Source organism: Kitasatospora aureofaciens (assembly GCF_019192735.1).
In the GTDB taxonomy this organism is placed as follows: Bacteria; Actinomycetota; Actinomycetes; order Streptomycetales; family Streptomycetaceae; genus Kitasatospora; species Kitasatospora aureofaciens_A.
On the sequence record NZ_JAHTKP010000025.1, the window covers coordinates 26,646 to 50,363 of the forward strand.

The 23,718-nt window shown below is 72.7% G+C and carries 21 protein-coding genes and 1 tRNA gene; 11 read left to right on the forward strand and 11 right to left on the reverse strand.

All coding sequences use genetic code 11. From position 1 onward, the window contains the following. Both KV557_RS23395 and KV557_RS23400 read right to left on the reverse strand, forming a co-directional pair. On the reverse strand, positions 1 to 597 hold the full coding sequence (locus KV557_RS23395; protein WP_218203383.1) for a dihydrofolate reductase family protein: 597 nt from the start codon (positions 595 to 597) through the stop codon (positions 1 to 3). Positions 598 to 945: 348 nt separating this feature from the next. After that, complete coding sequence (locus KV557_RS23400; protein ID WP_218203385.1) at positions 946 to 2,031, reverse strand: TOMM precursor leader peptide-binding protein; 1,086 nt, start codon at positions 2,029 to 2,031, stop codon at positions 946 to 948. A 369-nt stretch (positions 2,032 to 2,400) separates the two neighbouring features. Here KV557_RS23400 and KV557_RS23405 point away from each other — a divergent pair, with 369 nt between their 5' ends. Further along, the gene (locus KV557_RS23405; RefSeq protein ID WP_218203387.1) at positions 2,401 to 3,012 is read left to right on the forward strand and encodes a M48 metallopeptidase family protein; all 612 of its coding nucleotides are present in this window, start codon (positions 2,401 to 2,403) and stop codon (positions 3,010 to 3,012) included. Between the two features lie 122 nt (positions 3,013 to 3,134). Here the strand turns inward: KV557_RS23405 and KV557_RS23410 are convergent, their stop codons facing one another. Continuing rightward, a complete protein-coding gene (locus KV557_RS23410; protein WP_218203389.1) occupies positions 3,135 to 3,722 on the reverse strand; it encodes an NUDIX hydrolase in 588 nt (195 codons plus the stop codon). Further along, complete coding sequence (locus tag KV557_RS23415) at positions 3,719 to 5,239, reverse strand: zinc-dependent metalloprotease (RefSeq protein ID WP_218203391.1); 1,521 nt, start codon at positions 5,237 to 5,239, stop codon at positions 3,719 to 3,721. Before KV557_RS23415 ends, KV557_RS23410 begins: the two co-directional genes overlap by 4 nt. Positions 5,240 to 5,439: 200 nt before the next feature. On the opposite strand from KV557_RS23415, the gene KV557_RS23420 reads away from it, so the two are divergent. The 4 genes from KV557_RS23420 to KV557_RS23435 all read left to right on the forward strand — a co-directional run bounded on the left by KV557_RS23420 (position 5,440) and on the right by KV557_RS23435 (position 8,699). After that, positions 5,440 to 6,588, forward strand: a complete 1,149-nt coding sequence (locus tag KV557_RS23420) for an NAD-dependent epimerase/dehydratase family protein (protein ID WP_374106664.1) — start codon at positions 5,440 to 5,442, stop codon at positions 6,586 to 6,588. 112 nt (positions 6,589 to 6,700) lie between these two features. Then, complete coding sequence (locus KV557_RS23425; protein WP_256177840.1) at positions 6,701 to 7,141, forward strand: molybdenum cofactor biosynthesis protein MoaE; 441 nt, start codon at positions 6,701 to 6,703, stop codon at positions 7,139 to 7,141. 208 nt (positions 7,142 to 7,349) lie between these two features. Next, positions 7,350 to 7,541, forward strand: coding sequence for a hypothetical protein (locus KV557_RS23430; RefSeq protein ID WP_218203395.1), 192 nt, complete (start codon positions 7,350 to 7,352; stop codon positions 7,539 to 7,541). A 42-nt stretch (positions 7,542 to 7,583) separates the two neighbouring features. Continuing rightward, complete coding sequence (locus KV557_RS23435; RefSeq protein WP_218203397.1) at positions 7,584 to 8,699, forward strand: YlbL family protein; 1,116 nt, start codon at positions 7,584 to 7,586, stop codon at positions 8,697 to 8,699. Positions 8,700 to 8,770: 71 nt separating this feature from the next. On the opposite strand, the gene KV557_RS23440 is transcribed toward KV557_RS23435, so the two are convergent. Continuing rightward, positions 8,771 to 9,364 (reverse strand): PPA1309 family protein, encoded by a 594-nt coding sequence (locus KV557_RS23440; RefSeq protein WP_218203400.1) that lies wholly within the window; start codon positions 9,362 to 9,364, stop codon positions 8,771 to 8,773. A gap of 175 nt (positions 9,365 to 9,539) precedes the next feature. On the opposite strand from KV557_RS23440, the gene KV557_RS23445 reads away from it, so the two are divergent. The 3 genes from KV557_RS23445 (at position 9,540) to KV557_RS23455 (ending at position 14,945) form a co-directional block, all read left to right on the forward strand. Next, positions 9,540 to 12,485: a UPF0182 family membrane protein gene (locus KV557_RS23445; protein WP_218203401.1), complete on the forward strand. Its 2,946-nt coding sequence runs from the start codon at positions 9,540 to 9,542 to the stop codon at positions 12,483 to 12,485. A 65-nt stretch (positions 12,486 to 12,550) separates the two neighbouring features. After that, positions 12,551 to 12,624 (forward strand) — tRNA-Met (locus KV557_RS23450). Positions 12,625 to 12,950: 326 nt separating this feature from the next. Then, entirely contained in the window at positions 12,951 to 14,945 is a 1,995-nt protein-coding gene (locus tag KV557_RS23455; RefSeq protein WP_256177841.1) for an SEL1-like repeat protein, read from the forward strand. A gap of 70 nt (positions 14,946 to 15,015) precedes the next feature. On the opposite strand, the gene KV557_RS23460 is transcribed toward KV557_RS23455, so the two are convergent. Then, positions 15,016 to 15,441, reverse strand: a complete 426-nt coding sequence (locus KV557_RS23460) for a Fur family transcriptional regulator (RefSeq protein ID WP_218203403.1) — start codon at positions 15,439 to 15,441, stop codon at positions 15,016 to 15,018. 103 nt (positions 15,442 to 15,544) lie between these two features. Here KV557_RS23460 and KV557_RS23465 point away from each other — a divergent pair, with 103 nt between their 5' ends. Then, on the forward strand, positions 15,545 to 17,020 hold the full coding sequence (locus tag KV557_RS23465) for a catalase (RefSeq protein ID WP_218203406.1): 1,476 nt from the start codon (positions 15,545 to 15,547) through the stop codon (positions 17,018 to 17,020). Positions 17,021 to 17,139: 119 nt separating this feature from the next. On the opposite strand, the gene hisN is transcribed toward KV557_RS23465, so the two are convergent. The 5 genes from hisN to KV557_RS23490 all read right to left on the reverse strand — a co-directional run bounded on the left by hisN (position 17,140) and on the right by KV557_RS23490 (position 21,792). Further along, on the reverse strand, positions 17,140 to 17,937 hold the full coding sequence (gene hisN / locus KV557_RS23470) for a histidinol-phosphatase (protein WP_218203407.1): 798 nt from the start codon (positions 17,935 to 17,937) through the stop codon (positions 17,140 to 17,142). Positions 17,938 to 18,138: 201 nt separating this feature from the next. After that, on the reverse strand, positions 18,139 to 18,462 hold the full coding sequence (locus KV557_RS23475; RefSeq protein WP_218203409.1) for a DMT family transporter: 324 nt from the start codon (positions 18,460 to 18,462) through the stop codon (positions 18,139 to 18,141). A 129-nt stretch (positions 18,463 to 18,591) separates the two neighbouring features. After that, complete coding sequence (rsgA, locus tag KV557_RS23480) at positions 18,592 to 19,647, reverse strand: ribosome small subunit-dependent GTPase A (RefSeq protein WP_218203411.1); 1,056 nt, start codon at positions 19,645 to 19,647, stop codon at positions 18,592 to 18,594. A 15-nt stretch (positions 19,648 to 19,662) separates the two neighbouring features. Next, entirely contained in the window at positions 19,663 to 20,994 is a 1,332-nt protein-coding gene (aroA, locus tag KV557_RS23485) for a 3-phosphoshikimate 1-carboxyvinyltransferase (protein WP_218203413.1), read from the reverse strand. Between the two features lie 66 nt (positions 20,995 to 21,060). Continuing rightward, complete coding sequence (locus KV557_RS23490; RefSeq protein WP_218203415.1) at positions 21,061 to 21,792, reverse strand: M50 family metallopeptidase; 732 nt, start codon at positions 21,790 to 21,792, stop codon at positions 21,061 to 21,063. A 292-nt stretch (positions 21,793 to 22,084) separates the two neighbouring features. Between KV557_RS23490 and KV557_RS23495 the strand changes: the two genes are divergently transcribed. Further along, positions 22,085 to 22,837 (forward strand): SOS response-associated peptidase, encoded by a 753-nt coding sequence (locus KV557_RS23495; RefSeq protein ID WP_218203418.1) that lies wholly within the window; start codon positions 22,085 to 22,087, stop codon positions 22,835 to 22,837. 80 nt (positions 22,838 to 22,917) lie between these two features. Beyond that, on the forward strand, positions 22,918 to 23,553 hold the full coding sequence (locus KV557_RS23500; RefSeq protein WP_218203419.1) for an alpha/beta hydrolase family protein: 636 nt from the start codon (positions 22,918 to 22,920) through the stop codon (positions 23,551 to 23,553). The last annotated feature ends 165 nt before the right edge of the window (positions 23,554 to 23,718 follow it).

The window sequence follows — 23,718 nt, forward strand, 5'->3', positions numbered from 1 at the left end:
TCAGGCGGTGGCGGTGCGGCGGTAGGTGGCCACGTGGACGCCGGTCTTGGCGATGGCGGTGGAGGCCAGCTCAAGCGTGCGCAGGGTGCCGTCGGCCGGGAAGATCGTCTTGCCGCCGCCGAGCAGGACGGGCATCACCATGAGGCGGAGCTCGTCGACCAGGTCCTCGCTCAGCAGGGCGCGCACGAGGGTGGGGCTGCCCATGATCAGCAGATCGCCGCCGTCGGCCTCGCGCTGCCGACGGGCCCAGGCGATGGCCTCGTCGCCGGGGACGAGGGTGGTGTTGGCCCAGGTGAGGTCGGATTCACCGAGCGTGCGGGACACGACGTACTTGGGGATCGAGTTCATCCGGTCGGCGAACGGGTCGCCCGCGCGCTCGGGCCAGGCGGCGGCCATCGTCTGCCAGGTGCGGCGGCCGAAGAGAAGGGCGTCGGTGGTGTCCATCGCGTCGTTGATGAAGGCGCCGAGGGTCTCCGGGTCGAAGAACGGGTGCGACCAGCCGCCGTGGGCGAAGCCGCCGTCGGTGTCCTCCTGCGGGCCGCCGGGGGCCTGCACGACGCCGTCCAGGCTGATGAACTCGCTGATCACGATGCGCATGGGGGGTCCGCTCCTCTGTGTTGGATTTCGTATCTCGTCTGTGGCTTACGGCAATGGAGACCGTGGTGCTGCTCGAAAATCATCGCTTGGTTCGAGGTGATCCGGCTCACACTCGCCGGGCCGGGGGCCCTCCCTCCCCCTCCCCCCACCCACCCCCACCCCCACCCCCACCCCCACCCACCCCCACCCTCCGCCCCGCCCGCCTCACCCACGCTCCCCGGCCCACCCCACGCCACCCCGGTCGCCCCCACTGCCCACCCACCACCACCCGCCGCCCACCCGCCGAACGCCTACCCACCAACCCCCCTCACGCCCTCACCCCCCCGGCGCCCCTGGCCACCCCTCACCTCACCTCGGCGGCATCGGCTGCCACAGGCAGCCGCAGTCCGGGTGCCCTCTCAGCCGCATTCGTCGCGGCATCCCGTCGGTCGCCGACACCTCGCACCACCCGTCCACGCTCGGCGGTCGCCCGCCGTCCAGGTACACCTGCGCGTGGAGCGCAGCCAGCCCGGCCACCGTCGTGGCCAGCGCGGTGTCGCAGGCCGGGGTGCGCGCCCGCCCCGGTCCTCCGTCCGCCAGTTGGGCCAGCATCCGTGGCCAGGCGGCGTCCTCGTCCTCCCTCCGCAGCACCAGGCAGTGGCCGCAGGCCGACGCCCCCGGCACCACCAGTGGACCGACCACCCCGAACTCCTCCACCACCCCCACATACAGATGCGGCACCCCGGCCCGGAGCAACTGCCGCGCCTCGTACGCCCCGCCGGCGAACGCCCCGCTCCCGTCCCGCGGCGCGAGGACCACGAGATCGGGCGGCTCGTCCCCGGTCCGCCGTGGTGCGGGCGCCCGGCGCCGCGCCGAGGCCCGCTGCACCGCCTCCTTCGCGGCCGTCGCCCGCAGCCGTCCGACGTCCGACGGCGGCACCCCCGCCGGGGAGCAGTCGCCGGGCCGGACCCGACCGCCGTCCTTCACCGTGACCGCCCCCGCCCCGCCCGCCGCGAGCACCGCCGCCACGGCGGCCCCCACCCGCCCGGCGCCGCGCACCTCGATCCGGGCGTCGGCCCGCCGGGCCAGCACCGCCGGCGCGGCGCCCGGGCCGGAGTGCACCAGCGAGAGCGACGCGAGGTCCGGCCCGAGCAGCTCCCGGTGCGGCTGCGGGAACCGGGTCAGCGCCGCCTCGGCGGCCTCCGCGTCGTCGAGCAGCCCGGCTTCCTCCAACTCGCCCAACAGCGCTTCGGCGGGCTCCCGCCCGAACCCGACGCGCTCGCCGGCCTCCAGCAGAGCGGGCCGGTCCCGTGTCCCGTCAAGCAGTTCGAGGAAGTCGCACAGGGTCTTGTCGGCGCGTTCGAGCACCCCCGCATACCGGCGGACGGTCCCGAACTGCAAGGTCTCGGAGTCCCGCCAGCTGCGGGACAGAGCAGGCTTCATGGCAAGGCGCACGGCGATCTCCCTTCCGATCGTTTCCGGACGGCTGACTGCAGCTTGCCCTAGCGGCCCGACATCGTGCACAGAGTTATCCACAGGCTCGAACGCATGATCACATCATCTGTTCGCAGACCCTGTGGATAACCGGCCATCCGTCCCACCGTCGATTTCCGGACACCCACTGTCGGCCTTTCGTTCCCGATCACTCCACGAAAGATTTCGGCCATGGCAGCGGACTTCTGTCAGCGGTACCGGGTAACGTCGTGTGCCATGGCAGCCGAGCGGGACTCCCATCCACCGGCGTCGCGTCGGCGTGCCCGTGCAGCGTCCGGGTCGCAAGTGGCGGCGCCGGCCACGCGTGGGCGCCCGGACCAGCCGCAGCCGATGCCCGCGCAGCCGCAGCACCAGCCGCCCGCGGCCAAGCCCGCGGAGCCGCACGAGCGCACCCGGGTCGAGGTGCGCCGCAGCGCCCGCCGCAGCCGGACCGTCTCCGCCTACCGCGAGGGCGACCGCACCATCGTGCTGATCCCGGCCCGGATGTCGCATGCCGAGGAGCAGCGCTGGGTCGCCCAGATGCTGGAGAAGCTCGCCGCGCAGGAGAGCCGCCGGATCCCCGGGGACGACGCGCTGGAGGCCCGGGCCCGCGAGCTGTCCGCCGCCTACCTGGACGGTCGCGCCCAGCCGGCCCAGGTCCGCTGGGTCACCAACCAGAACTCGCGCTGGGGCTCCTGCACCCCCAGTGAGCGGACGATCCGCCTCTCGCACCGCCTCCAGGGCATGCCGGAGTACGTCCTCGACTACGTGCTGCTGCACGAGCTCGCCCACCTGCTGGTGCCGGACCACGGCCCGGCGTTCTGGGCCCTGCTGGAGTCGTACCCGCGCACCGAGCGGGCCCGTGGCTACTTGGAGGGTGTGGTCTCGGCGGCCCGCCTCCCGCACATCCCGGGCGCCCGGCACTCCGATCCGGGGTCCGATCCGGCCCGCTCCTGCGGCTGAGGCCCTCGGGCCGGCCGAGCTCACGTACGGCCGACCGACCTCAGGTGCGGCCAACCGATCTCACAGACAGACGAGAGGGGGCGCGGACCGTGTCGGCCGCGCCCCCTCTTCTCCGTTACACCTCAGCTCGTCAGCTGCCGCGCCCGCGCCACGAGGTCCCGCACCGAGTGGTCGGTCAGCTCGGGCAGGCGGTCGTAGTCGAACCAGCGCAGGTCCAGCGACTCCTCGCTGATCAGCTCCTGCGCACCGGCCGGGGCCAGCGCGATGTACTGGACGTCCAGGTGGGTGTTCTCGGGGCGATCCTTGCCGGTGCAGCGGACCTGGTGCCGGTCCAGCTTGGCCGGGGCCGGCAGGCCGTCCGCCGACAGCAGGGTCAGGTCCGGGATGCCGGACTCCTCGACGGCCTCCCGCAGCGCCGCCGACGCGAGGTCCCGGTCGCCCGGCTCGCAGTGGCCGCCCATCTGCAGCCACCTGCCCACCTTGGGGTGCAGGGTGAGCAGCACCCGCCCGGCCGCCGGGTCGACGACCGCCGCGCTGGCGGTGACGTGCGCGGGCAGGCAGGAGCGGAACAGGCCCTCCGGCTGCTCGGCCAGGTGGTCCAGGTAGTCCTGCCGCAGCTGCTTCTGGGCCTGGTCGGCGGGCCGCCACCGGGTCAGGGTGCGGACGGCGTCCGCGTGGAGGGCGGACGCCCCCGGGTCGGTGACCGTCATGCGGTGGGCTCGCCCTTTCCGTCGGTGCCTTCGTTCTTGGGCTCGTCGCCCTTCGTCAGGTCGGGCTTGCCGGCCGCCGCCTCGCCGAGCAGCTTGTCGAGCGCGTCGAAGTCGATCCCGCCCTCCAGGTCGCCGGCCGCGCCCCGGTGCACGAAGGCGTCCGGGTCGTCCAGGTCGGCGGCGGTGGGCAGCATGTCCGGGTGCTCCCAGAGGGCGTCACGGCCCTCGATGCCGCGCGCGTCGGCGAGCAGTGCCCAGAGCCGGGAGGCGTCGCGCAGGCGGCGCGGGCGCAGTTCCAGGCCGACCAGGGTGGCGAAGGTCTGCTCGGCGGGCCCGCCGGCCGCGCGGCGGCGGCGGACGGTCTCGCGCAGGGCGCCGGCCTGCGGCAGGTGGGGCTCGGCGGCGGCGTGCACGACGGCGTCGACCCAGCCCTCGACCAGCGCGAGCGCCGTCTCCAGGCGGGCGAGCGCGGCCTTCTGCTCGGGGGTGTCCTCGGGCTGGAGCAGGCCGCCGGCCAGCGCCTCCTGGAGTGCCTCCGGGTTGCTCGGGTCGAGCTGGCCGACCAGTTCCTCCATCCGGGAGGTGTCGACCTTGATGCCGCGGGCGTAGGCCTCGACGGCGCCCAGCAGGTGGGCCCGCAGCCACGGCACGTGGGCGAAGAGCCGCTGGTGGGCGGCCTCGCGCAGGGCGAGGTAGAGCCGGACCTCGTCGGCGGGCACGCTCAGGCCCTCGCCGAACTCGGCGACGTTCTGCGGCAGCAGCGCGGCCTTGCCGGCCGGGGCGAGCGGCAGGCCGACGTCGGTGGAGCCGACCACCTCGCCGGCGAGCGCGCCGAGCGCCTGGCCGATCTGGGTGCCGAACATGGCGCCGCCCATCGAGCGCATCATGCCCATCAGCGGGCCGGCCATGGCCTGCATCTCCTCGGGCAGGACGCCGCCCATGGCGTTGCCGACCCGCTCGGCGACCGGGTCGACGAGGTCCTTCCAGACCGGGAGGGTGGCCTCGATCCACTCGGCGCGGCTCCAGGCGACGGCGGTGCCGGCGCCGGAGGGGAACTCGGTGGCGCTGTCCAGCCAGAGGTCGGCGAGCCGGATGGCCTCGGCGACGGCCGAGCGCTCGGCGGCGCTGACCGAGCGGTCCTTGCTCTTGCCCTCGGCGGGCTCGGCGACCACGGTCTGCCGGGCGATGTTGGTGGCGAGCTCCCAGTTCACCGGGCCGCCCTCGAACGAGAGCATCTGCCCGAGCTGCTGGAACGCGGCGCCGAGGTCGTTGGGGTTGAGGCCGCCGAACATCGCCGCGAACGGGTTGTCGCCCGCACCGGGGGCGCCCGGGGCTCCGCCGGGCATCCCGAACAGCGCGCCGAACGGGTTGCCGGCCCCGAAGCCGAACGACTGCGGATCGCTCTGGCCGGGGCTCTCGGAGCCCTGGTCCTTCTTCTTCTGCTCGTCGCCGGGCTTGGCCTTGCCGTCCTCGGGCTCCTCGGGCGGAACGCCGAATCCGAAGGGAAGGTCGCTCACGGGGTCCTCGATCCGGTCGGCCGTCATACGGGTGTGGCGGGAAAGTCTGCGCGCCCGGGGCAGTGGTGGAGTGGGGGACTCGCGGGCGGCTCCCGCGCGGCAGGCCCGCGCCGGGTGCACCGCCGGGCCTTCGCCTCGGGCAGGATGGACGTACGTGACACACGTACGTACGCACATAAGCTAACCGTGGAGGATGGCCGGTGAGTTCCCCGCCCTCGGACGTTCGCTCTGGGCTGACCGGAGGCGAGGACGCCCCGGACACCACGGCGTCGCCGCCTCCAGCCTACGGCGGACGGCCGGTCACCGTGGCCGTCACCGGCGCCGCGGGCGTGCTCGGCGAGCGCGTCGCGGCCCGGCTGGTCGCCTCCCCGCACGTGAAGAAGGTCCTCGCGGTGGACGACCGGCGCGGCGACGTCCCGGGCGTGCAGTGGCGGGTGCTGGACGTACGCGATCCGGCGGTGGCCGAGCGGCTGGCCGGGGTCGACGTGGTGGTGCACCTGGCGATGGACTTCGGGATGGAGTCCGACCCGCGCGCCCGCAGCGCCTACAACGTGCGCGGCGCCCAGACCGTGCTCACCGCCGCCGCGGCCGCCGGGGTGCACCGGGTGGTGCTCTGCACCTCCGCCATGGTCTACGGCGCGCTGGCCGACAACGAGGTGCCGCTGGCCGAGGACTCCGAGCTCCGCGCGACCGAGGAGGCCTCGCTCGTCGGGGACCTGCTGGAGATCGAGCGGCTGGCCCGGCGGGCGCCGCGCGCCCACCCGGGGCTCCAGGTGACGGTGCTGCGCCCGGCCGTCGTGGTCGGCCCCAGCGTGGACACCGTGCTGACCCGGCACTTCGAGGCGCCCCGGCTGCTCGTGGTGGCCGGATCCCGCCCCTGCTGGCAGTTCTGCCACGTGGACGACCTGTCGACGGCGCTGGAGTACGCGGCGCTCGGCCTCGTCGAGGGCGAGGTGACGGTCGGCTGCGACGGCTGGCTGGAGCAGGAGGACGTGGAGCGGCTGTCCGGCATCCGCCGGATGGAACTGCCCGCCTCGCTGGCGCTCGGCACCGCGGCCCGGCTGCACCGCCTGGGCCTGACCCCGGCCCCGGCCGGAGACCTGGCGTACACGATGTATCCGTGGGTGGTCTCCGGCAGCCGGCTGCACGAGGCGGGCTGGCGTCCGGCCTGGACCAACGAGCAGGTGCTGGCCGAGCTGCTGGCCCAGGTCGCCGGGAAGCACGCGGTGGCCGGGCGGCGCCTGGGCGGCAAGGAGGCGGCGACCAGCCTGGGCGCGGCCGGGGCGACGGTGGCGCTGGTCGGCACGGCGGCACTGGTGCGGCGGGCGCGCAAGCGGCGCCGCTTCTGACGGGCGTCCAGTGGTTCCCGGGCAGCGGCGCCGTTCTCACGATGCGGAAATTCGGAATCGTGATACGGAAGACCCTTGCCCGAAACCGTGCGGGATGAGGAATCATGGGGTCATGTCCGAGAACCACGACCCCATCCGCCTGCTCGCCATCCGCGACACCCCGCTCTCGCTGGACGAGGTGTACGAGGCGGTCGGCGACGGCGCGGCCGGCGGTACGACCGTCTTCGTCGGGACGGTCCGTGACCACGACGGCGGCAAGTCCGTCACCGCGCTGGAGTACAGCTGCCACCCCTCCGCCGAGCAGGAGATGCGCCGGATCGCCGAGAAGATCGTCGCGGACTTCCCGGTCCGGGCGCTCGCCGCGGTGCACCGGATCGGCCGGCTGGAGATCACCGACAAGGCCGTGATCGTCGCGGTCTCCTGCGCCCACCGGGGCGAGGCCTTCGCCGCCGCCCGCCGGCTGATCGACGACCTGAAGCACGAGGTGCCGATCTGGAAGCACCAGGTCTTCACCGACGGCGAGGAGGAGTGGGTCGGCGCCGGCGGCTGCTGAACCCCCACGCCCCGCCCATAACCCCGCACACCCGGAGCCCCGCTCACACCAGGCGCGCCGTGCCTTCACCCGAACGGGTCCGGGTCGGTGCGCCGAATACCCCCTGGCAGTGAGCCGATCGGCGGTCCCGTTACCGGCATGGCGCTGATCGCGTTGTCCGCCGGAGTGGTTAATCTGCTCATAGACACGACGAGCAGGGAGTACTGACATGGGTGCGCTCGCCTGGTTGATCATTCCGGTTGTCGCCGTCCTGCTCGCCGCCGGGTGGGCGGGCTGGGCCCAGCGGGCCCCGAAGGCGACGGGGGACCCCGCCTCCCTCGCCGAACACCGGCGCTTCATGGCCGCGATGGAACGCACCACCGCCGGCAGCGCCGCGCCTGGGCAGACCTCCGGCCGGTAGCCCGGGGGGCACCCCGTCACCCGCGTCCCGTACTGTCGAGGCATGCCACGCCGCTCTGCGACGATGCTCGCTGCCACCCTGCTGCTCATAGCGCTGCTCTGCGTCTCGGTGCTGATGAAGGTGCCGTACACGGAGATGAGCCCGGGGCCGACGTACAACACCCTCGGGACGCAGGGGGGCAAGCCGGTGATCACCATCACCGGCCACGACTCGTACCCGACCAGCGGGCACCTGAACATGACGACCGTCCAGGTCACCGGCGCCAAGTACGAGCCCAGCCTGGTCAACGCGGTGATCGGGTGGTTGCGGGACGACGTGATGGTGGTCCCGCACGACAACGTCTACCCGAAGGGGCAGACGGACGCCGACGCGAAGAAGCAGAACGCCGAGGAGTTCGCCTCCTCCGAGGACAGCGCCCGCACTGCGGCGCTCAATCAGCTGGGCGTTCCGGTCGGCAGTGAGCTGATCATCAAGACGGTCACCGCCGGCGCCCCCGCCGAGGGCCGGCTGCACGCGGGCGACCAGATCGTCGCCGTCGACGGCACCCCCGTGACCACGACCGACCAGGTCGCCGCCGGCGTCACCAAGCACAAGCCGGGCGAGCCGGTGGTCTTCACCGTGATCCCCCGGGTCAAGGACACCAGCGGCAACGGCGGCGCGAACCCGGGCAGCAGGACCGACGTCACCGTCCCCACCGTGGCGGCCAAGGACCTCGACCCGAAGGCCCCGGCCGAGCGGGCCGACCTGGCGGTGGTCGGCATCGGCACCGGGATCCGGCACACCTACCCGTTCCAGATCGACATCGGCCTGCAGGACGTCGGCGGGCCCAGCGCCGGGCTGATGTTCTCGCTCGGCATCATCGACAAGCTGACCCCGGGCGGCGACCTCACCGGCGGCAAGTTCGTCGCGGGCACCGGCACCATCGACGACGACGGCAAGGTCGGCCCGATCGGCGGGATATCGATGAAGCTGATCGCCGCCCGGGACGCCGGCGCCCAGTACTTCTTCACCCCGTCCGGGAACTGCGCCGAGGCGGCCAAGAACACCCCGTCCGGGCTGACCCTGATCAAGACGGACACGCTGGACGGCGCGCTGAAGTCGCTGGAGCAGATCCGCTCCGCCCAGACCTCCGCGCTGCCGTCCTGCGCCGCGAAGTAGCCGCGCAGTACGCGACGTAGAAGACGTAGAAGTAGAAGTCGTAGAAGCAGCCGCGAACGAGCGGTACGGCGTTACGAGAAGGTCGCCAGCAGCGCGTCGGTCAGTCCGGGCACCAGGTCCGGGCCGGTCAGCACCTCGCGCGCGGTGTCCTTGGAGCGCAGCCGCAGCGCGATCTCCTTCTTGCCGTTGCGCAGCACGGCAGCGGTGATCCGCACCTCCTCGCGCTTGGGGTGGTTGGCCACCCACTCGGCGAGCTGGGCGTCGCTGGCGTTGCGCGGGCGGGACTGCTCGGCGCCCGGCGGCAGCATCAGCCGCTCGACGACCAGGGCGCAGCCGGCCACCGCGTCGGGCCAGGCGATGGTGCCGAGGAACTTGTCGAGCTGCATGCCGGCCGGCAGTTCGTCCTGCTCGACCGGGGTGAGGCCGGCCGCATCCTCCTCGGAGAGGCCGAGCTGGGAGGCGATCCGGGGGTCGGCCTTGCGCAGGGCGGCGCTGTCCACCAGGGCGAACAGCCGGGCCGGGAGGTCCCAGCCGAGCGTGGCGGCGTACTCGTCGATCTCCAGCGCGGCCCGCGTGAGCGGGGTGGCGGCCGGGAGCTTGGAGACGTCGTCGGGGGCGCTGGGGAGCGAGTGGGGGGAGTTGATCGAATCAGGCGCTTCGGACATGCCTCAATCCTCACACGTCGGGCCGGGCCTGCCGCGCCGGGCGGTGCCGGGAGGGGCGGGGAACGGCGTCGTAACCGTCTGCTAACGGTGGGAACTCGGCCGAAGCCTGGTTAAGTTGCTCTGAAGACCGACCGACTCCAGACGACACAGCTGAGGTGCCACCGTGGTATTCCAGATGCCGGAACGCTCAGGGCCGGATTTCCGGCGCAGGGTAGGCCCGCCGTCCCGGCGGGCGCGGGTGGCCCTGCTGACCCTGGGCGTGCTCGCGGTGCTGTTCCTGCTGTTCGTCATGTTCTCCGGGTTCTGGACGGACTGGCTGTGGTTCAGGTCGGTCCACTACTCCTCGGTGTTCACCACGCAGCTGTGGACGAAGGTCGGCCTGTTCGCGGTCTTCGGCCTGCTGATGGCGGTGATCGTGGGCTTCAACATCTGGCTGGCGCACCGGCTGCGGCCGCCGCTGTCGGCGATGTCGGTCGAGCAGCAGAGCCTGGACCGCTACCGGGCGGGGCTGGCGCCGTTCAAGCGCTGGGCGCTGATCGGGATCTCGCTGGTGATCGGCCTGGTGGCGGGCGCGGCGGCGTCCGGCCAGTGGCGCACCTGGCTGATGTGGACGAACGCGACGTCGTTCGGCGAGAAGGACGCGCAGTTCGGCATGGACGTGTCGTTCTACGCCTTCGACCTGCCGTTCTACGAGTTCGTGCTGGGCTTCGCGTTCAGCGCGGTGATCGTCTCGCTGCTGACCTCGGTGCTGGTGCACTACCTGTACGGGGGGCTGCGGCTGCAGGGCCCGGGCCGGCGGGCGAGTGCGGGCGCGCAGGGGCATCTGGCGGTGCTGCTGGGCGTGTTCGTGCTGCTGAAGGCGGTCGCGTACTGGCTGGACCGGTACGCGCTGGCGGTGAAGACCGGCTCGTACAAGGGGGTTTCGGGCTGGACCGGGCTGCGCTACGTGGACGCCAACGCGTTCCTGCCGGCCAAGACGATCCTGTTCTTCGTCGCGATCATCTGCGCGGTGCTGTTCTTCCTGACCCCGGTCCGCCGCACCTGGGCGCCGGCGCTGATCGGCCTCGGACTGATGGTGCTGTCGGCGGTGCTGATCGGCGGGGTGTACCCGGCGATCGTGCAGCAGTTCCAGGTCAAGCCGAACGAGCAGGCCAAGGAGACGCCGTACATCCAGAAGAACATCGACGCGACGCGGCAGGCGTACGGGATCGCGGACGCGCAGACCAGCCAGTACACCCCGCAGGGTTCGACGACGGCCGATGCGCTCAAGCCGGACGCGCAGACCATCGCGGACATCCGCCTGCTGGACCCGAACATCGTCTCGCCGACGTTCCAGTCGATCGAGCAGCAGCGCTCCTACTACGCCTTCCCGAACACGCTGGACGTGGACCGCTACGGCGCTGGCACGGGCAAGCAGGACACCGTGATCGGCCTGCGCGAGCTGGACCTCAACGGCGTGCAGCGCAACTGGATCAACGACCACTTCAAGTACACCCACGGCTACGGCGCTGTCGTGGCCAAGGGCAACCAGGTCAACGACAAGGGCCAGCCGGTGTTCACCGAGTCGGGCCTGCCGGCCACCGGCGCGCTGGGCGACTACGAGCAGCGGATCTACTACGGCGAGAAGACGACGACGTACTCGATCGTCGGCGGCTCGAACCAGGAGATCGACTACACGACCGAGACCGGCGAGAACAAGCAGTACCAGTACACCGGCAACAGCGGTGTCTCGCTGGACAATCCGATCACCCGGGCCGCGTACGCGGTGCGCTTCGCCGAGCCGCAGATCCTGTACGCGGGAGCCATCACCGACGGCGCGAAGGTGATCTACAACCGGACGCCGAAGGAGCGGGTGGAGAAGGTCGCGCCCTGGCTGTCGATCGACGCCGACGCCTACCCGGTGGTGCAGAACGGCCGGGTGGTCTGGATGCTGGACGGCTACACCACCTCGGACGGCTACCCGTTCTCGTCCAAGACGACGCTGGGCACCGCCACCAAGGACTCGCTGACCAACCAGCGCGGTGAGCTGCTGACCGCCGCCAACCAGGTCAACTACATCCGCAACTCGGTCAAGGCCACGGTCGACGCCTACACGGGCGAGGTCAGGCTCTACCAGTGGGACGAGAACGACCCGGTGCTGAAGACCTGGATGAAGGCCTTCCCGGACACCGTCCGGCCGAAGGCGGACATCCCGGCCGACCTGCTGCCGCACCTGCGCTACCCGCAGGACATGTTCAAGGTGCAGCGCGACCTGCTCGGCCAGTACCACGTGACCGACGCCAACTCCTTCTTCAACGGCAGCGACATCTGGCAGGTCCCGGTGGACCCGGCCAGCGACACCAAGCAGCTCCAGCCGCCGTACTACCTGACGGTGCGGATGCCGGACCCGGCGGTCACCTCGGCGAGCTTCTCGCTGACCACCACCTTCGTGCCGAACGGCCGGGACAACCTGGCGGCCTTCATGGCGGTCAACGCCGACCCGGGGCCGGACTACGGGAAGATCCGGATCCTCAAGGTGCCGGGGGACAGCAAGACGCTCGGCCCGAACCTGGTGCAGTCGCAGTTCAACTCCCGGCAGGAGGTGGCCCAGCAGATCACCCTGCTGAAGAGCGGCGGCGACTCGGACCTGGAGTACGGCAACCTGCTGACCCTGCCGGTCGGCGGCGGGCTGCTCAACGTCGAGCCGGTGTACGTGCGCGGACGCGGCGCCAAGTACCCGACGCTGCAGAAGGTCCTGGCGGTGTACGGGAACGACAACGTGGCGTTCGAGAACACCCTGGAGGAGGCGCTGAAGAAGGTCTTCGCCGGCGCCGCCCCCGCGACGACGCCCACCGCGCCGACCACACCGGCGAATCCGGGCACGCCCACGAATCCGGGGACGCCCACGCCGGCGCCGGGTGGGACGATCTCGCCGGAGCTGCAGAAGGCGCTCTCGGACGCGGAGAAGGCGTACAACGACAGCCAGACCGCGTTCAAGAACGGCGACTGGGTGGCCTACGGCAACGCCCAGAAGGCGCTCGGCGACGCGCTGAAGGCCGCCGACGCGGCCCGCAACGGCAGCCCGGTGCCCGCCCCGACCGTCACCGCCAACGCGACCGGATCGCCGAGCCCGAAGCCGTGACCCCGCTGAGCTGCGACAACCGATTCCTGTTCCACCCCGCACCCGTGCTATGGTTTAGCTACCGACGCGGGGTGGAGCAGCTCGGTAGCTCGCTGGGCTCATAACCCAGAGGTCGCAGGTTCAAATCCTGTCCCCGCTACTCAGTAGCAAGAGGCCCGGAGGATTCTTCCTCCGGGCCTCTGGTGTTTTCGCCCCGAAGCGGAGGGAACCGCTCCGGTACTATCGACCGTCGCCAAGGACGACGGCACGGGGTTTGTGGGGTTGACGTGTCGGGAAATCGACAAAGCGCCGAAGCAATTTCGTCGGCTTCGGGTCGGCCCCGCCCGAATTCGGCCGGGGCAGGTGTACGCGGGTTGCGGGTGGTGCGACGATGGGACACATGGGGGACGGTGCACGGCTGCTGACCAGCCGTCGGGACCGGCACCTCCCCGGATGCCGCAACACTCTGGGGGAGCGGGAGTCGGCATGAGGCTGATCGGCAAGAACGGGTCAGGCGCCAAGTCCGCAGCGGCCACCGAGGCGGACACCGACGCCTGGGCGGAGAGCCCCGAGCGCCGGCCCGGCGCCCTGCCCGCCCAGCGCACCAGCGGCCTGTCCGAGCGTCGCCCCACGGCCGGCTGCGGCCCCGACACCCTGGTGCACCTGTCCGCCCGTCAGTTCGCCGCCGCCGTCGGCCCGTACGGCCCGTCCAGTGCGGACGGCGCCGAGGGCCCGCTCGGCTCCGGTGTGCCCGCCTTCGGCGCCCTCGACCCGGCCGGGCTGGACACCAGCTTCGAGACCGCGCTGGCCGCCCGCGAGCAGGCCGCGCTGGAGGCCCGGCACCGCCAGGCCGCCGACGGTGGCGACCCGGACGCCGCCTGCCGTCTGGGCACCCTGCTGCTGCGCCGCGCCGACCTGGAGGACGCCGAGCCGTACCTGCGCGCCGCCGCCGCGGCCGGGGTGCGCGCGGCCGCCAACAACCTCGGCGTGCTGCTCCACCAGCAGGGCCACCGCGCCGAGGCCGCCCAGTGGTGGCGCCAGGCCGCGGTGGCCGGCAGCGCGCCGGCCGCGCACGCGCTCGGGCTCCAACTGCGCGACCAGGGCGAGGAGGAGGCCGCCGAGTACTGGCTGCACTTCGCCGCCGACCACGGCCACCCGCTCGGCGCCTACGCGCTGGGCGACCTCATGGAGCACCGGCGCGACGTCCGCGCCGAGCGCTGGTTCAAGGTCTCCGCCGACGCCGGGCACCGCGAGGCCGCGTACCGGCTGGCCCGGATGCGCGAGGCCGCCGGGGACAAGGAGACCGCCGAGACCTGGTACCGCACCGCCGCCGCGCGAAGTCACGCCAGGGCCGCGCTGCGGCTCGGCGTCCTGCTGGAGGAGCGCGCCCGCACCGACCAGTCGCTGCTGGACGAGGCCGCCCGCTGGTACCGGCAGTCCGCGCAGAACGGCGAGCCGCGGGCCGCCTGCGCGCTGGGCTTCCTGCTGCGCGACTCCGGGGACGTCACGGCCGCCGCCGAGTGGTGGCAGGAGGCCGCCGAGGCCGGCGACGGCAACGCCGCCAACGCGCTGGGCGCGCTGCACGCGAGCCGCGGCGAGGCCAAGGAGGCCGAGCGCTGGTACCGCACCGCCCTGGACGCGGGCGACCAGAACGGCGCCTTCAACCTCGGCCTGCTCTGCGCCGGCACCGGCCGCGAGCAGCAGGCCGAGCAGTGGTACCGCCGGGCCGCGTACGCCGGGCACCGGGAGGCCTGCAACGCGCTGGCCGTCGTGCTGCTCCAGCGTGGCGACGAGTCCGGCGCCGAGCCGTGGTTCTCCAAGGCCGCCGAGGCCGGCAGCGTGGACGGCGCGTTCAACCTGGGTGTGCTGCACGCCGGGCGCGGCGAGCAGCGGCAGGCGCAGGAGTGGTACGCGCGGGCCGCCGCCGAGGGGCACGGCGAGGCCGCGCTCCAGCTGGCGGTCGTCCAGGAGCAGCGCGGCAACCTGGCCGGGGCGCTGGAGCGCTACCGGCAGGCGGCGGCGGGCGGTTCGGCGGAGGGCGCGTTCCGGCTGGCCTCGGTGCTGGACCGGCGCGGTGACGCGGACGCGGAGGCCGAGCACTGGTACGCGCTGGCGGCGGACGCCGGGCACCGGCGGGCCCAGGTGCGGATGGGCGTGCGGGCGGCCGAGCGGGGCGCGCTGGAGATCGCCGAGAGCTGGTACCGGCGGGCGGCGGAGGCCGGCAGCCGCAGCGCGGCGTTCAACCTGGGGCTGCTGCTGGCCCGGCAGGACAGCGAGGCCGAGGCGATGCTCTGGTACACCCGGGCGGCGGACGCCGGGCACGGGCGGGCGGCGCTGCGGCTGGCGCTGCTGGCGCTGCGCCGGGGCGAGCCGGTGCAGGCGGAGAACTGGTGCCGCCGGGCGATCGACTACGGGCCGGCCGAGGTGGCGGAGCGGGCGGGGCGGCTGCTGGGTGCGCTGCACGCCGAGCTGAGCGCGTAGGGCGCTTGCTCCACGGAACCGGTCCGGTGGTTGCCGAACCGGTCCGGTCGTTACGGAACAGGGCTGGTCGTTACGGAACTGCGTTGGTCGTGCAGTCCGGGCAGAGTCCGCGGTAGGTGATCTCGGCGCCGGAGAGGACGAATCCGAAGCGTTCGGCGGCGGGGAGGGCGGCCAGCGGGTCGCCCTGGGGGTGGACGTCGCGGATGGCGCCGCAGCCCGAGCAGACCAGGTGCTGGTGGGCCTGGTGGGCGTTGGGGTCGTAGCGCTTGGCGCGGCCGTCGGTGGCGACCTCCAGGATCTCGCCGAGGCCGACCAGTTCGCCGAGCGTGTTGTAGACCGTCGCGCGGCTGATCTCGGGCAGGCGCTGCACGGCGCGGGCGTGCACCTCGTCCGCCGTGAGGTGGACGTGCTCGCCGTCGAGGACCTCGGCCACGACCCGGCGCTGCGAGGTCAGCCGCCACCCACGTCCGCGAAGTCGTTCCAGCAGGTCACTCATGGGGACAGCTTAAGTCACCATCTGAGATTGGTTCCAGTGTTGACTTAGACAAAGTCCAAGTTAGGATCGAATCGTCACGACCGGATCATGCGGAGGCACCCTTATGACGACCCAGGACGAGCTGCGCCCGACCCTCACCACGGAGGCGGGTGCCCCCGTCGCCGACAACCAGAACACCGAGACGGCGGGCGTCGGCGGCCCGGCGCTCATCCAGGACCAGCAGCTCTTCGAGAAGCTCGCGCACTTCAACCGCGAGCGGATCCCGGAGCGCGTGGTGCACGCCCGCGGCGCGGCGGCCTACGGCACCTTCACGGTCACGGCCGACGTGACGCCCTACACCCGGGCCGCGTTCCTCTCCGAGATCGGCAAGCAGACCGAGGTCTTCCTCCGGTTCTCGACGGTGGCCGGCAACCTCGGCTCCGCCGACGCCGTACGCGACCCGCGCGGCTTCGCGCTGAAGTTCTACACCGAGGAGGGCAACTACGACCTCGTCGGCAACAACACCCCGGTGTTCTTCATCAAGGACGCCGTGAAGTTCCCCGACTTCATCCACACCCAGAAGCGAGACCCGTACACCGGCTCGCAGGAGGCCGACAACGTCTGGGACTTCTGGGGTCTGTCGCCCGAGGCGACCCACCAGGTGACCTGGCTGTTCGGCGACCGCGGCATCCCGGCCAGCTACCGCCACCTCAACGGCTACGGCTCGCACACGTTCCAGTGGCAGAACGAGGACGGCGAGCACTTCTGGGTCAAGTACCACTTCAAGACCGACCAGGGGATCCGGAACCTCGCCCAGGACGAGGCCAACCGGCTCGCCGGCGAGGACCCGGACAGCCACCAGCGCGACCTGCGCGAGGCGATCGAGCGCGGCGAGTTCCCGACCTGGACCGTGCAGGTGCAGATCATGCCGGCGGCGGACGCGGCGAACTACCGCTTCAACCCGTTCGACCTGACCAAGGTCTGGCCGCACGCGGACTACCCGCCGATCGAGATCGGCAAGCTGGAGCTCAACCGCAACCCCGACAACGTCTTCGCCGAGGTCGAGCAGTCGATCTTCTCCCCGGCGCACTTCGTGCCGGGCATCGGCCCGTCCCCGGACAAGATGCTGCAGGGCCGCCTGTTCGCGTACGCGGACGCCCACCGCTACCGCGTCGGCATCAACGCCGACCACCTGCCGGTGAACCGCCCGCACGCCACCGAGGCGCGCACCAACAGCCGCGACGGCCACCTGTACGACGGCCGCCACGGCCGGCAGAAGAACTACGAGCCGAACAGCTTCGGCGGCCCGGTGCAGACCGGCCGTCCGCTGTGGGCCGCGACGGCGGTCACCGGCGCCACCGGCAACCACGTGGCGCCCTCGCACGCCGAGGACGACGACTTCGTGCAGGCGGGCAACCTGTACCGGCTGTTCTCCGAGGACGAGAAGCAGCGGCTGATCGCCAACCTGGCCGGCTTCATCGCCAAGGTCTCCGCCGACCGCGAGGACATCGTCGAGCGGGCGGTCGACAACTTCCGCAAGGCCGACGCCGACTACGGGCAGCGGCTGGAGGCGGCCGTGCGGGAGCTGCGCAAGCAGTAGCCCCCGGGCCGCCCCGACGAGCAGCGGGCCCGCCGACCGGATCACCGGTCGGCGGGCCCGCACCATTCATCGGACGTCATCAGGAGCCCTCGGACGTCATCGGACGTCATCGGACGTCGTCAGACGCTGAGGCGACGCAGCGTCTCCTCGTGCAGCAGGCCGTTGCTGGCGACGGCGTCGGCGCCGCCCGGGCCGGGGATGCCGTCCAGGCCGGTGAAGCGGCCGCCGGCCTCCTCGACGATGATGCAGTTCGCGGCCATGTCCCAGAGCGACAGCTCGGGTTCGGCGGCGATGTCCACGGCGCCCTCGGCGACCATCATGTAGGACCAGAAGTCGCCGTAGGCGCGGGTGCGCCAGCAGGCCCGGGTGAGGTCGAGGAACGGGTCGAGGCGGCCGCGCTCCTCCCAGCCGGAGAGCGAGGAGTAGGAGAAGGAGGCGTCCTCGATCCGGGAGACGCTGGAGACGTGGATCCGGGAGGCCTTGGCGAGGCTGCGGCCGGCGAAGGCGCCGAGGTCCTTGGCGGCCCACCAGCGGCGGCCCAGCGCGGGGGCGGAGACGATGCCGACCACCGGGCGCTCGACGCCGTCCGGGCCGTCCTCCAGGAGGGCGATCAGGGTGGCCCAGACCGGGACGCCGCGGATGTAGTTCTTGGTGCCGTCGATCGGGTCGATCACCCAGCGGCGCGGGCCGGAGCCCTGCAGGCCGAACTCCTCGCCGAGCACCGCGTCGCGCGGGCGGGCGCGCTGGAGGATGCCGCGGACGAGTTCCTCGGCGGCCTTGTCGGCGTCGCTGACGGGGGTGAGGTCGGGCTTGGTCTCGATCGCGAGGTCGAGCGCGCGGAAGCGCTCCAGGGTGACCGAGTCGGCCGAGTCGGCGAGGACGTGGGCGAGTCGGAGATCGTCGTGGTAGTCGGCCATGTCCGAAACCCTAGCGAGCCCGCCCGGATCGGGACAGCCGGGCTCGCGGAGCGGGACGGGGCCCGTTCTGCCCCGCCCCGAGCCAAAGGGCGCGCCGGTGCCGAAAGGGAGAAGCGAGGAGGCCGCGAGGAACGAGGGGCATCGGAGCGCCGACCGTCGGCACCGGGTCCGAGCGCCCGGAGGCGAGCGGGCGAGTAACTGTCAGTGTGCGGAGCCGCTGAGCTGGAGGCCGATGACGCCGGCGATCACCAGGGAGATCGAGACCAGCTTCAGCACGGAGGTGGCCTCGTCCAGGAAGACCATGCCGTAGATGGCGGTGCCGGCCGCGCCGATGCCGGTCCAGACCGCGTAGGCGGGGCCGATCGGCAGGCTCTTCAGGGAGATGGTGAGCAGGCCGAAGCTGCCGAGGGCGAACACACAGAAGCTGATGGTGGGCCAGAGCCTGGTGAAGCCCTCGCTGAGCTTGAGGTTGATCGCGAAGCCGGTCTCCAGCAGGCCGGCCAGGATCACCAGGGCCCATGCCATCGTGTGCCCTCCCGGTCGATCGACGGGTCGGACCGCGCTCCGGCCCGACTTTCCTATGATCGCCAGGCTGGGGCGGTCCGACACCTCGAACGGGCTGTGGACACCAAGGAACGGCAAACCGCCGGGCGGTCAGTCGCCCTCGCGGGTCTCCTTGCTGGCCAGCAGGCGGCGCAGCGAGTAGAGCCGGGCGGCCTCGGCGTGGCCGTCGGCGACCCACGCGTCCAGGGCGCAGTCCGGCTCGTCGTGGCTGCACGCGCGCGGGCATTCGACGGTGCCGGGCTCCAGGTCGGGGAAGGCGTGGATGACCCGGGACGGGTCGATGTGCGAGAGGCCGAAGGAGCGGAAGCCCGGGGTGTCGATCACCCAGCCGGAGTTCAGCGCCTTCTTGGAGCCGGGCTTGGCGCCCGGTGGCGGGGGCAGCCGCAGCGCCAGGGCGGAGACGGTCGTGTGCCGGCCGCGGCCGGTGACGACGTTGACGTGGCCGGTCTGCCGCTGGCGGTCCGGCACCAGGGCGTTGACCAGAGTGGTCTTGCCGACACCGGAGTGGCCGATGAACACCGTGGAGCGGCCGCGCAGGTGCTCGCGGACGGCCTCGGCGCCCGCCGTCTCCAGCTCGTCCCGGCGGGTGACGACGTAGTCGATGCCGAGCGGGGCGTAGGACTCCAGCAGCGGTCCGGCCGAGGCCAGGTCGGCCTTGGTGAGCACCAGCAGCGGGTCCATGCCCGCGTCGTAGGCGGCCACCAGGCAGCGGTCGATCAGCCGGGGCCGGGGCTCCGGGTCGGCGAGGGCGGTGACGATGGCCAGCTGCTGGGCGTTGGCGACGACGATCCGCTCGTACGGGTCGTCGTCGTCCGCGGTGCGTCGCAGCACCGAGCTGCGCTCCTCGACCCGGACGATCCGGGCGAGCGTGTCGGCGTCCCCGGAGAGGTCGCCGACCAGGTTGACGACGTCGCCGACGACGACGCCCTTGCGGCCCAGCTCGCGGGCCTTCATCGCGACGACCTCGCGCTCCTGCTTCGTCCCCGGGTCGACCAGGCAGGTGAGCCGGCCGCGGTCGATGGTCAGCACCATCGCCTCGGCGGCGTCCTCGTGCTTGGGCCGGATCCGGGTCCGCGGCCGGGAGCCCCGGCGGGCGGGGCGGTTGCGGATGTCGTCCTCGTCGGAGTCCTTGCCGTAGCGGCGCATGTGCTCAGTCTCCGCTCAGGCGTCCGCCGCCGCTTCGCCGAGCAGGTCCGCCCACATCGCCGGGAAGTCGGGCAGGGTCTTGGCGGTGGTGGACACGTTCTCCACCTGCACGCCGGGTACGGCCAGGCCGATCACCGCGGCGGCGGTGGCCAGGCGGTGGTCCTCGTAGGTGTGGAAGACGCCGCCGTGCAGCGGGCGCGGGCGGATGCGCAGGCCGTCCTCGGTCTCGGTGACGTCGCCGCCGAGGTCGTTGATCTCCTTGACGAGCGCGGCGAGCCGGTCGGTCTCGTGCAGCCGCAGGTGGGCGATGCCGTAGAGGTGGGACTCGGAGTCGGCGAGCGCGGCGACGGCGGCGATCACCGGGGTGAGCTCGCCGACATCGTGCAGGTCGGCCTCGATGCCGTGGATCCGGCCGGTGCCGGTGAACTGCAGGCCCTCGTCGGTGAACTCGCAGGCGCCGCCCATCCGGCCGTAGATCTCGCGCAGCTGGTCGCCGGGCTGGGTGGTGTGCTTCGGCCAGTCGCGGACGGTCACCCGGCCGCCGGTGACCAGCGCGGCGGCGAAGAACGGCGCGGCGTTGGAGAGGTCGGGCTCGACGACCAGGTCGCGGCCGATCAGGGCGCCCGGGGTGACCCGCCAGACGTCCTTCTCACCGCCGTCCTCGGGGGCGTCGACCTGGACCCCGGCCAGGCGCAGCATCTCGACCGTCATCCGGATGTGCGGCAGCGACGGCACCGGGCCGCCGACGTGCCGGACCTCGACGCCCTGGTTGTAGCGGGCGCCGGAGAGCAGCAGGGCGGAGACGAACTGGGACGAGGAGGAGGCGTCCAGCTCGACCGGGCCGCCGTCGAGGGCGCCGGAGCCGTGCACGGTGAGCGGGAAGGCGCCGCGGCCGCCGTCGTCGATGCGGGCGCCGAGCGCGCGCAGGGCGTTGATCACGCCGTGCTGGGGGCGCTCGTAGCTGCGCGGGTCGCCGTCGAAGTGAACCGGGCCGTCGGCGAGGACGGCCAGCGGGGGCAGGAAACGCATGACCGTGCCGGCGTTGCCGACGTCGATCGAGGCCGGGCCGAGCAGGGCGGGGGCGGGGATGACCCGCCAGGCCTCGCCGCCGCCGGTGCCGCCGGAGTCGTTGTTGACCTTCTCCTCGATGCCGACGCCGAGGGCGCGCAGGCCGTCGGCCATCAGCTGGGAGTCCCGGCTGCGCAGCGGGCGGCGCACCCAGCCGGGCTCGTCGGCGAGTGCCGCCAGCACCAGGGCCCGGTTGGTGACCGACTTGGAGCCGGGGATGGTGACGGTGGCGTCAACGGGGGTGGTCGCGACGGGGGCGGGCCACAGGGTCTCGGTCATGGGGGCCAGTTTAGGCGCCGTACCGGAACGACCCCCGCGCCGGCCGTATGCCGGGACTGTGGGGGTTCAGTGCAGGGGCTGGACCAGCCAGCTCGCGCCGAGGGCCAGGCTGGCGAGGGCGACCAGCAGGAAGGCGGTGACCCAGGCCAGGCCGGGGATGTGGGTGAGCCGGGCCAGCTGGTCGGCGTCGGAGTCACGGGCCCAGCCGGTGCGGCGCTGGTTCTGGAGTTCCAGGACCGGGCGGACGGCGCCGAACAGCAGGAACCAGCAGCCGAGGTAGGCGAAGCCGGCCTGGACCTCGGCGCTGCCGAACCAGGAGACGAGGAAGAAGGCGCCGCCGGCGACCAGCACGGTGAAGAGGCCGAAGGCGTTGCGGATCCGGATCAGCAGGGCGAGCAGCAGCACGATCGCCAGCCAGAGCAGCAGGGTGATCCGGTCGGCGGCGAGCAGGGCGGCGCAGCCGAGGCCGAGCAGCGCGGGGGCGGTGTAGCCGGCGGCGGCGGTGAGGACCATGCCGGGGCCGGTGGGGCGGCCGTAGGAGAGGGTGAGGCCGGAGGTGTCGGAGTGCAGCCGGATGCCGGCCAGTTTGCGGCCGGTGGCGAGGGCGGCGAGGCCGTGGCCGCCCTCGTGGGCGATGGTCACGGCGTTGCGGGTGACGTGCCACAGCGGGCGGGCGAGCACCGCGAGCAGGGCGGCGGCGCCGGTGGCCAGGACCAGCCAGCCGGGCGGGGCGGGCTGGGTGCCGGTGACCCGGTCCCACAGTTCGCCGAGGTTCTGTCCGGTCGGGTTCGCGCTCATGCGCCCGCCTCGCTTCGCTCAGCGAGCGCTTCGCGCAACGCGCACCTCTCGATGGCTCGCTCGCTCCGCTCGCTCATGCGCCCGCCTCGCTTCGCTCAGCGAGCGCTTCGCGCAACGCGCACCTCTCGATGATGACCTCACTTCGTTCGCTCATTCTTTCTTCTCCGCCTCCGTTCGCTGCGCTGGGCCGTTCGGGGCAGCCTCCCATGCGGAGACGGGCGGGCGGGAGCGGGTGGTTCTGTTCGTGAGATGAAGAAGTGGTGAGTGCGGGCGGCATGGCAAGCTGGCCCGCATGTGCGGTCGCTTCGCCTCCAGCAGCAAGCCGGAGGACATCGTCGAGATCTTCGGCGTCGAGCAGTGGGATCCCGCGGAGACCCTGGCGCCCAACTGGAACGTCGCCCCGACCAACAGCGCCTTCGTGGTGCTGGAGCGGCTGCCCAAGGGGCAGGCGCGGGCGGTACGGCAGCTGCGGGCGCTGCGCTGGGGGCTGGTGCCGCAGTGGTCGAACTCCGCCGAGACGGCGGTGAAGATGATCAACGCCCGTGCGGACACCGTGCACGAGAAGCCCGCGTACCGGCAGGCCTTCGCCTCGCGGCGGTGCATCCTGCCGGTGGACGGCTACTACGAGTGGCAGACGGTGCCGGGCGAGCGGGGCAAGGCGCGCAAGAAGCCGTTCTTCGTCTCCCGGGCGGACGGCGCGCCGCTGGCGCTGGCCGGGCTGTACGAGTTCTGGCGCAACCGGGCGGTGCCGCCCGGCCACCCGGAGGCCTGGCTGGTGACGTTCACCATCGTCACCACCGACGCCGAGGAGCTGCTCGCGCCGATACACGAGCGGATGCCGCTGTTCCTCGACCCGTCCTCCTTCGACGAGTGGCTGGACCCGGGGCTGAGCGAACCGGACGAGCTGCGCCGGCTGCTGATACCCCCGCCGCCCGGTGCGCTGCTCGCCACCCCGGTGTCGCCGGCGGTCGGCAGCATCCGCAACAACGGCCCGGAGCTCAAGGAACCGTGGGCCGAGGTCGAATACGAGACCACCCTGTTCTGACCCGTTCCGACCCGTTCCGACCCGTTCCGACCCGTTCCGACTTTTGAGCCTGTCGGTCCGAGCTTTCTGGAGTTGCCGCGATGACCACCGAACTTGTCCCCACCGAGGCCGGGGACGCCCGGATCACCCACCACCGGGCCGCGGCGCCGAAGGCGGTGCTGGCGCTCGGGTACGGCGCGGGCGGCGGGATCGCGGCGCGGGACCTGGTGGCGCTGGCCGCGGCGCTGCCGCCGCGCGGGATCACCGTGGCGCTGGTCGAGCAGCCGTGGCGGGTGGCCGGGAAGAAGCTCGGCCCGGCGCCACGCACGCTGGACCTCGGCTGGACGCCGGTCGCCGAGCGGCTGGCCGGGCAGGGGCTGCCGCTGGTGGTCGGCGGGCGCAGCGCCGGGGCCCGGGTGGCCTGCCGGACCGGTGCGGCCACCGGGGCGGTGGGCGTGGTGGCGCTGGCGTTCCCGCTGCACCCGCCGGGCAAGCCGGAGAAGAGCCGGGCCGAGGAGCTGCTGGAGTCGGCGCTGCCGACGCTGGTGGTGCAGAGCGTGGCGGATCCGTTCGGCGGGCCGGCGGAGTTCCCGGAGCTGCCGGCGGGGCACCTGATGGTGTCGGTGCCGTACGGGAGTCACGGCTTCGAGGTGCCCAAGCGGGCGCCGATGGGGCAGGACGAGGTGCTGGAGCTGATCTGCGGGGCGGTCGGGGACTGGGTGCTGGGTCTGGTGTGACCCCTGGTGCGACCGGTGAGGTGACCCGCGCTGCGACCCCCGCTGTGACCGGCGGGGCGCCTGTGAGCAGGGGGTTTCCGCTCGATGGGCCGTGCGGGTGAAAGCCCGGCGCGGGCGGGAATGCGGGCGGGGGTGGTGTGGTTGACACCCTCGTCAGCACGATTC

What these genes read in the sequence shown, in the direction of transcription:
- KV557_RS23395 (WP_218203383.1), bottom strand. Translation starts at nt 597, where the DNA reads ATGCGCATCGTGATCAGCGAGTTCATCAGCCTGGACGGCGTCGTGCAG.
- KV557_RS23405 (WP_218203387.1), top strand. Translation starts at nt 2,401, where the DNA reads ATGCCCGCGCAGCCGCAGCACCAGCCGCCCGCGGCCAAGCCCGCGGAG.
- KV557_RS23410 (WP_218203389.1), bottom strand. Translation starts at nt 3,722, where the DNA reads ATGACGGTCACCGACCCGGGGGCGTCCGCCCTCCACGCGGACGCCGTC.
- KV557_RS23425 (WP_256177840.1), top strand. Translation starts at nt 6,701, where the DNA reads ATGTCCGAGAACCACGACCCCATCCGCCTGCTCGCCATCCGCGACACC.
- KV557_RS23430 (WP_218203395.1), top strand. Translation starts at nt 7,350, where the DNA reads ATGGGTGCGCTCGCCTGGTTGATCATTCCGGTTGTCGCCGTCCTGCTC.
- KV557_RS23435 (WP_218203397.1), top strand. Translation starts at nt 7,584, where the DNA reads ATGCCACGCCGCTCTGCGACGATGCTCGCTGCCACCCTGCTGCTCATA.
- KV557_RS23440 (WP_218203400.1), bottom strand. Translation starts at nt 9,364, where the DNA reads ATGTCCGAAGCGCCTGATTCGATCAACTCCCCCCACTCGCTCCCCAGC.
- KV557_RS23445 (WP_218203401.1), top strand. Translation starts at nt 9,540, where the DNA reads ATGCCGGAACGCTCAGGGCCGGATTTCCGGCGCAGGGTAGGCCCGCCG.
- KV557_RS23455 (WP_256177841.1), top strand. Translation starts at nt 12,951, where the DNA reads ATGAGGCTGATCGGCAAGAACGGGTCAGGCGCCAAGTCCGCAGCGGCC.
- KV557_RS23460 (WP_218203403.1), bottom strand. Translation starts at nt 15,441, where the DNA reads ATGAGTGACCTGCTGGAACGACTTCGCGGACGTGGGTGGCGGCTGACC.
- KV557_RS23465 (WP_218203406.1), top strand. Translation starts at nt 15,545, where the DNA reads ATGACGACCCAGGACGAGCTGCGCCCGACCCTCACCACGGAGGCGGGT.
- hisN (WP_218203407.1), bottom strand. Translation starts at nt 17,937, where the DNA reads ATGGCCGACTACCACGACGATCTCCGACTCGCCCACGTCCTCGCCGAC.
- KV557_RS23475 (WP_218203409.1), bottom strand. Translation starts at nt 18,462, where the DNA reads ATGGCATGGGCCCTGGTGATCCTGGCCGGCCTGCTGGAGACCGGCTTC.
- rsgA (WP_218203411.1), bottom strand. Translation starts at nt 19,647, where the DNA reads ATGCGCCGCTACGGCAAGGACTCCGACGAGGACGACATCCGCAACCGC.
- aroA (WP_218203413.1), bottom strand. Translation starts at nt 20,994, where the DNA reads ATGACCGAGACCCTGTGGCCCGCCCCCGTCGCGACCACCCCCGTTGAC.
- KV557_RS23490 (WP_218203415.1), bottom strand. Translation starts at nt 21,792, where the DNA reads ATGAGCGCGAACCCGACCGGACAGAACCTCGGCGAACTGTGGGACCGG.
- KV557_RS23495 (WP_218203418.1), top strand. Translation starts at nt 22,085, where the DNA reads ATGTGCGGTCGCTTCGCCTCCAGCAGCAAGCCGGAGGACATCGTCGAG.
- KV557_RS23500 (WP_218203419.1), top strand. Translation starts at nt 22,918, where the DNA reads ATGACCACCGAACTTGTCCCCACCGAGGCCGGGGACGCCCGGATCACC.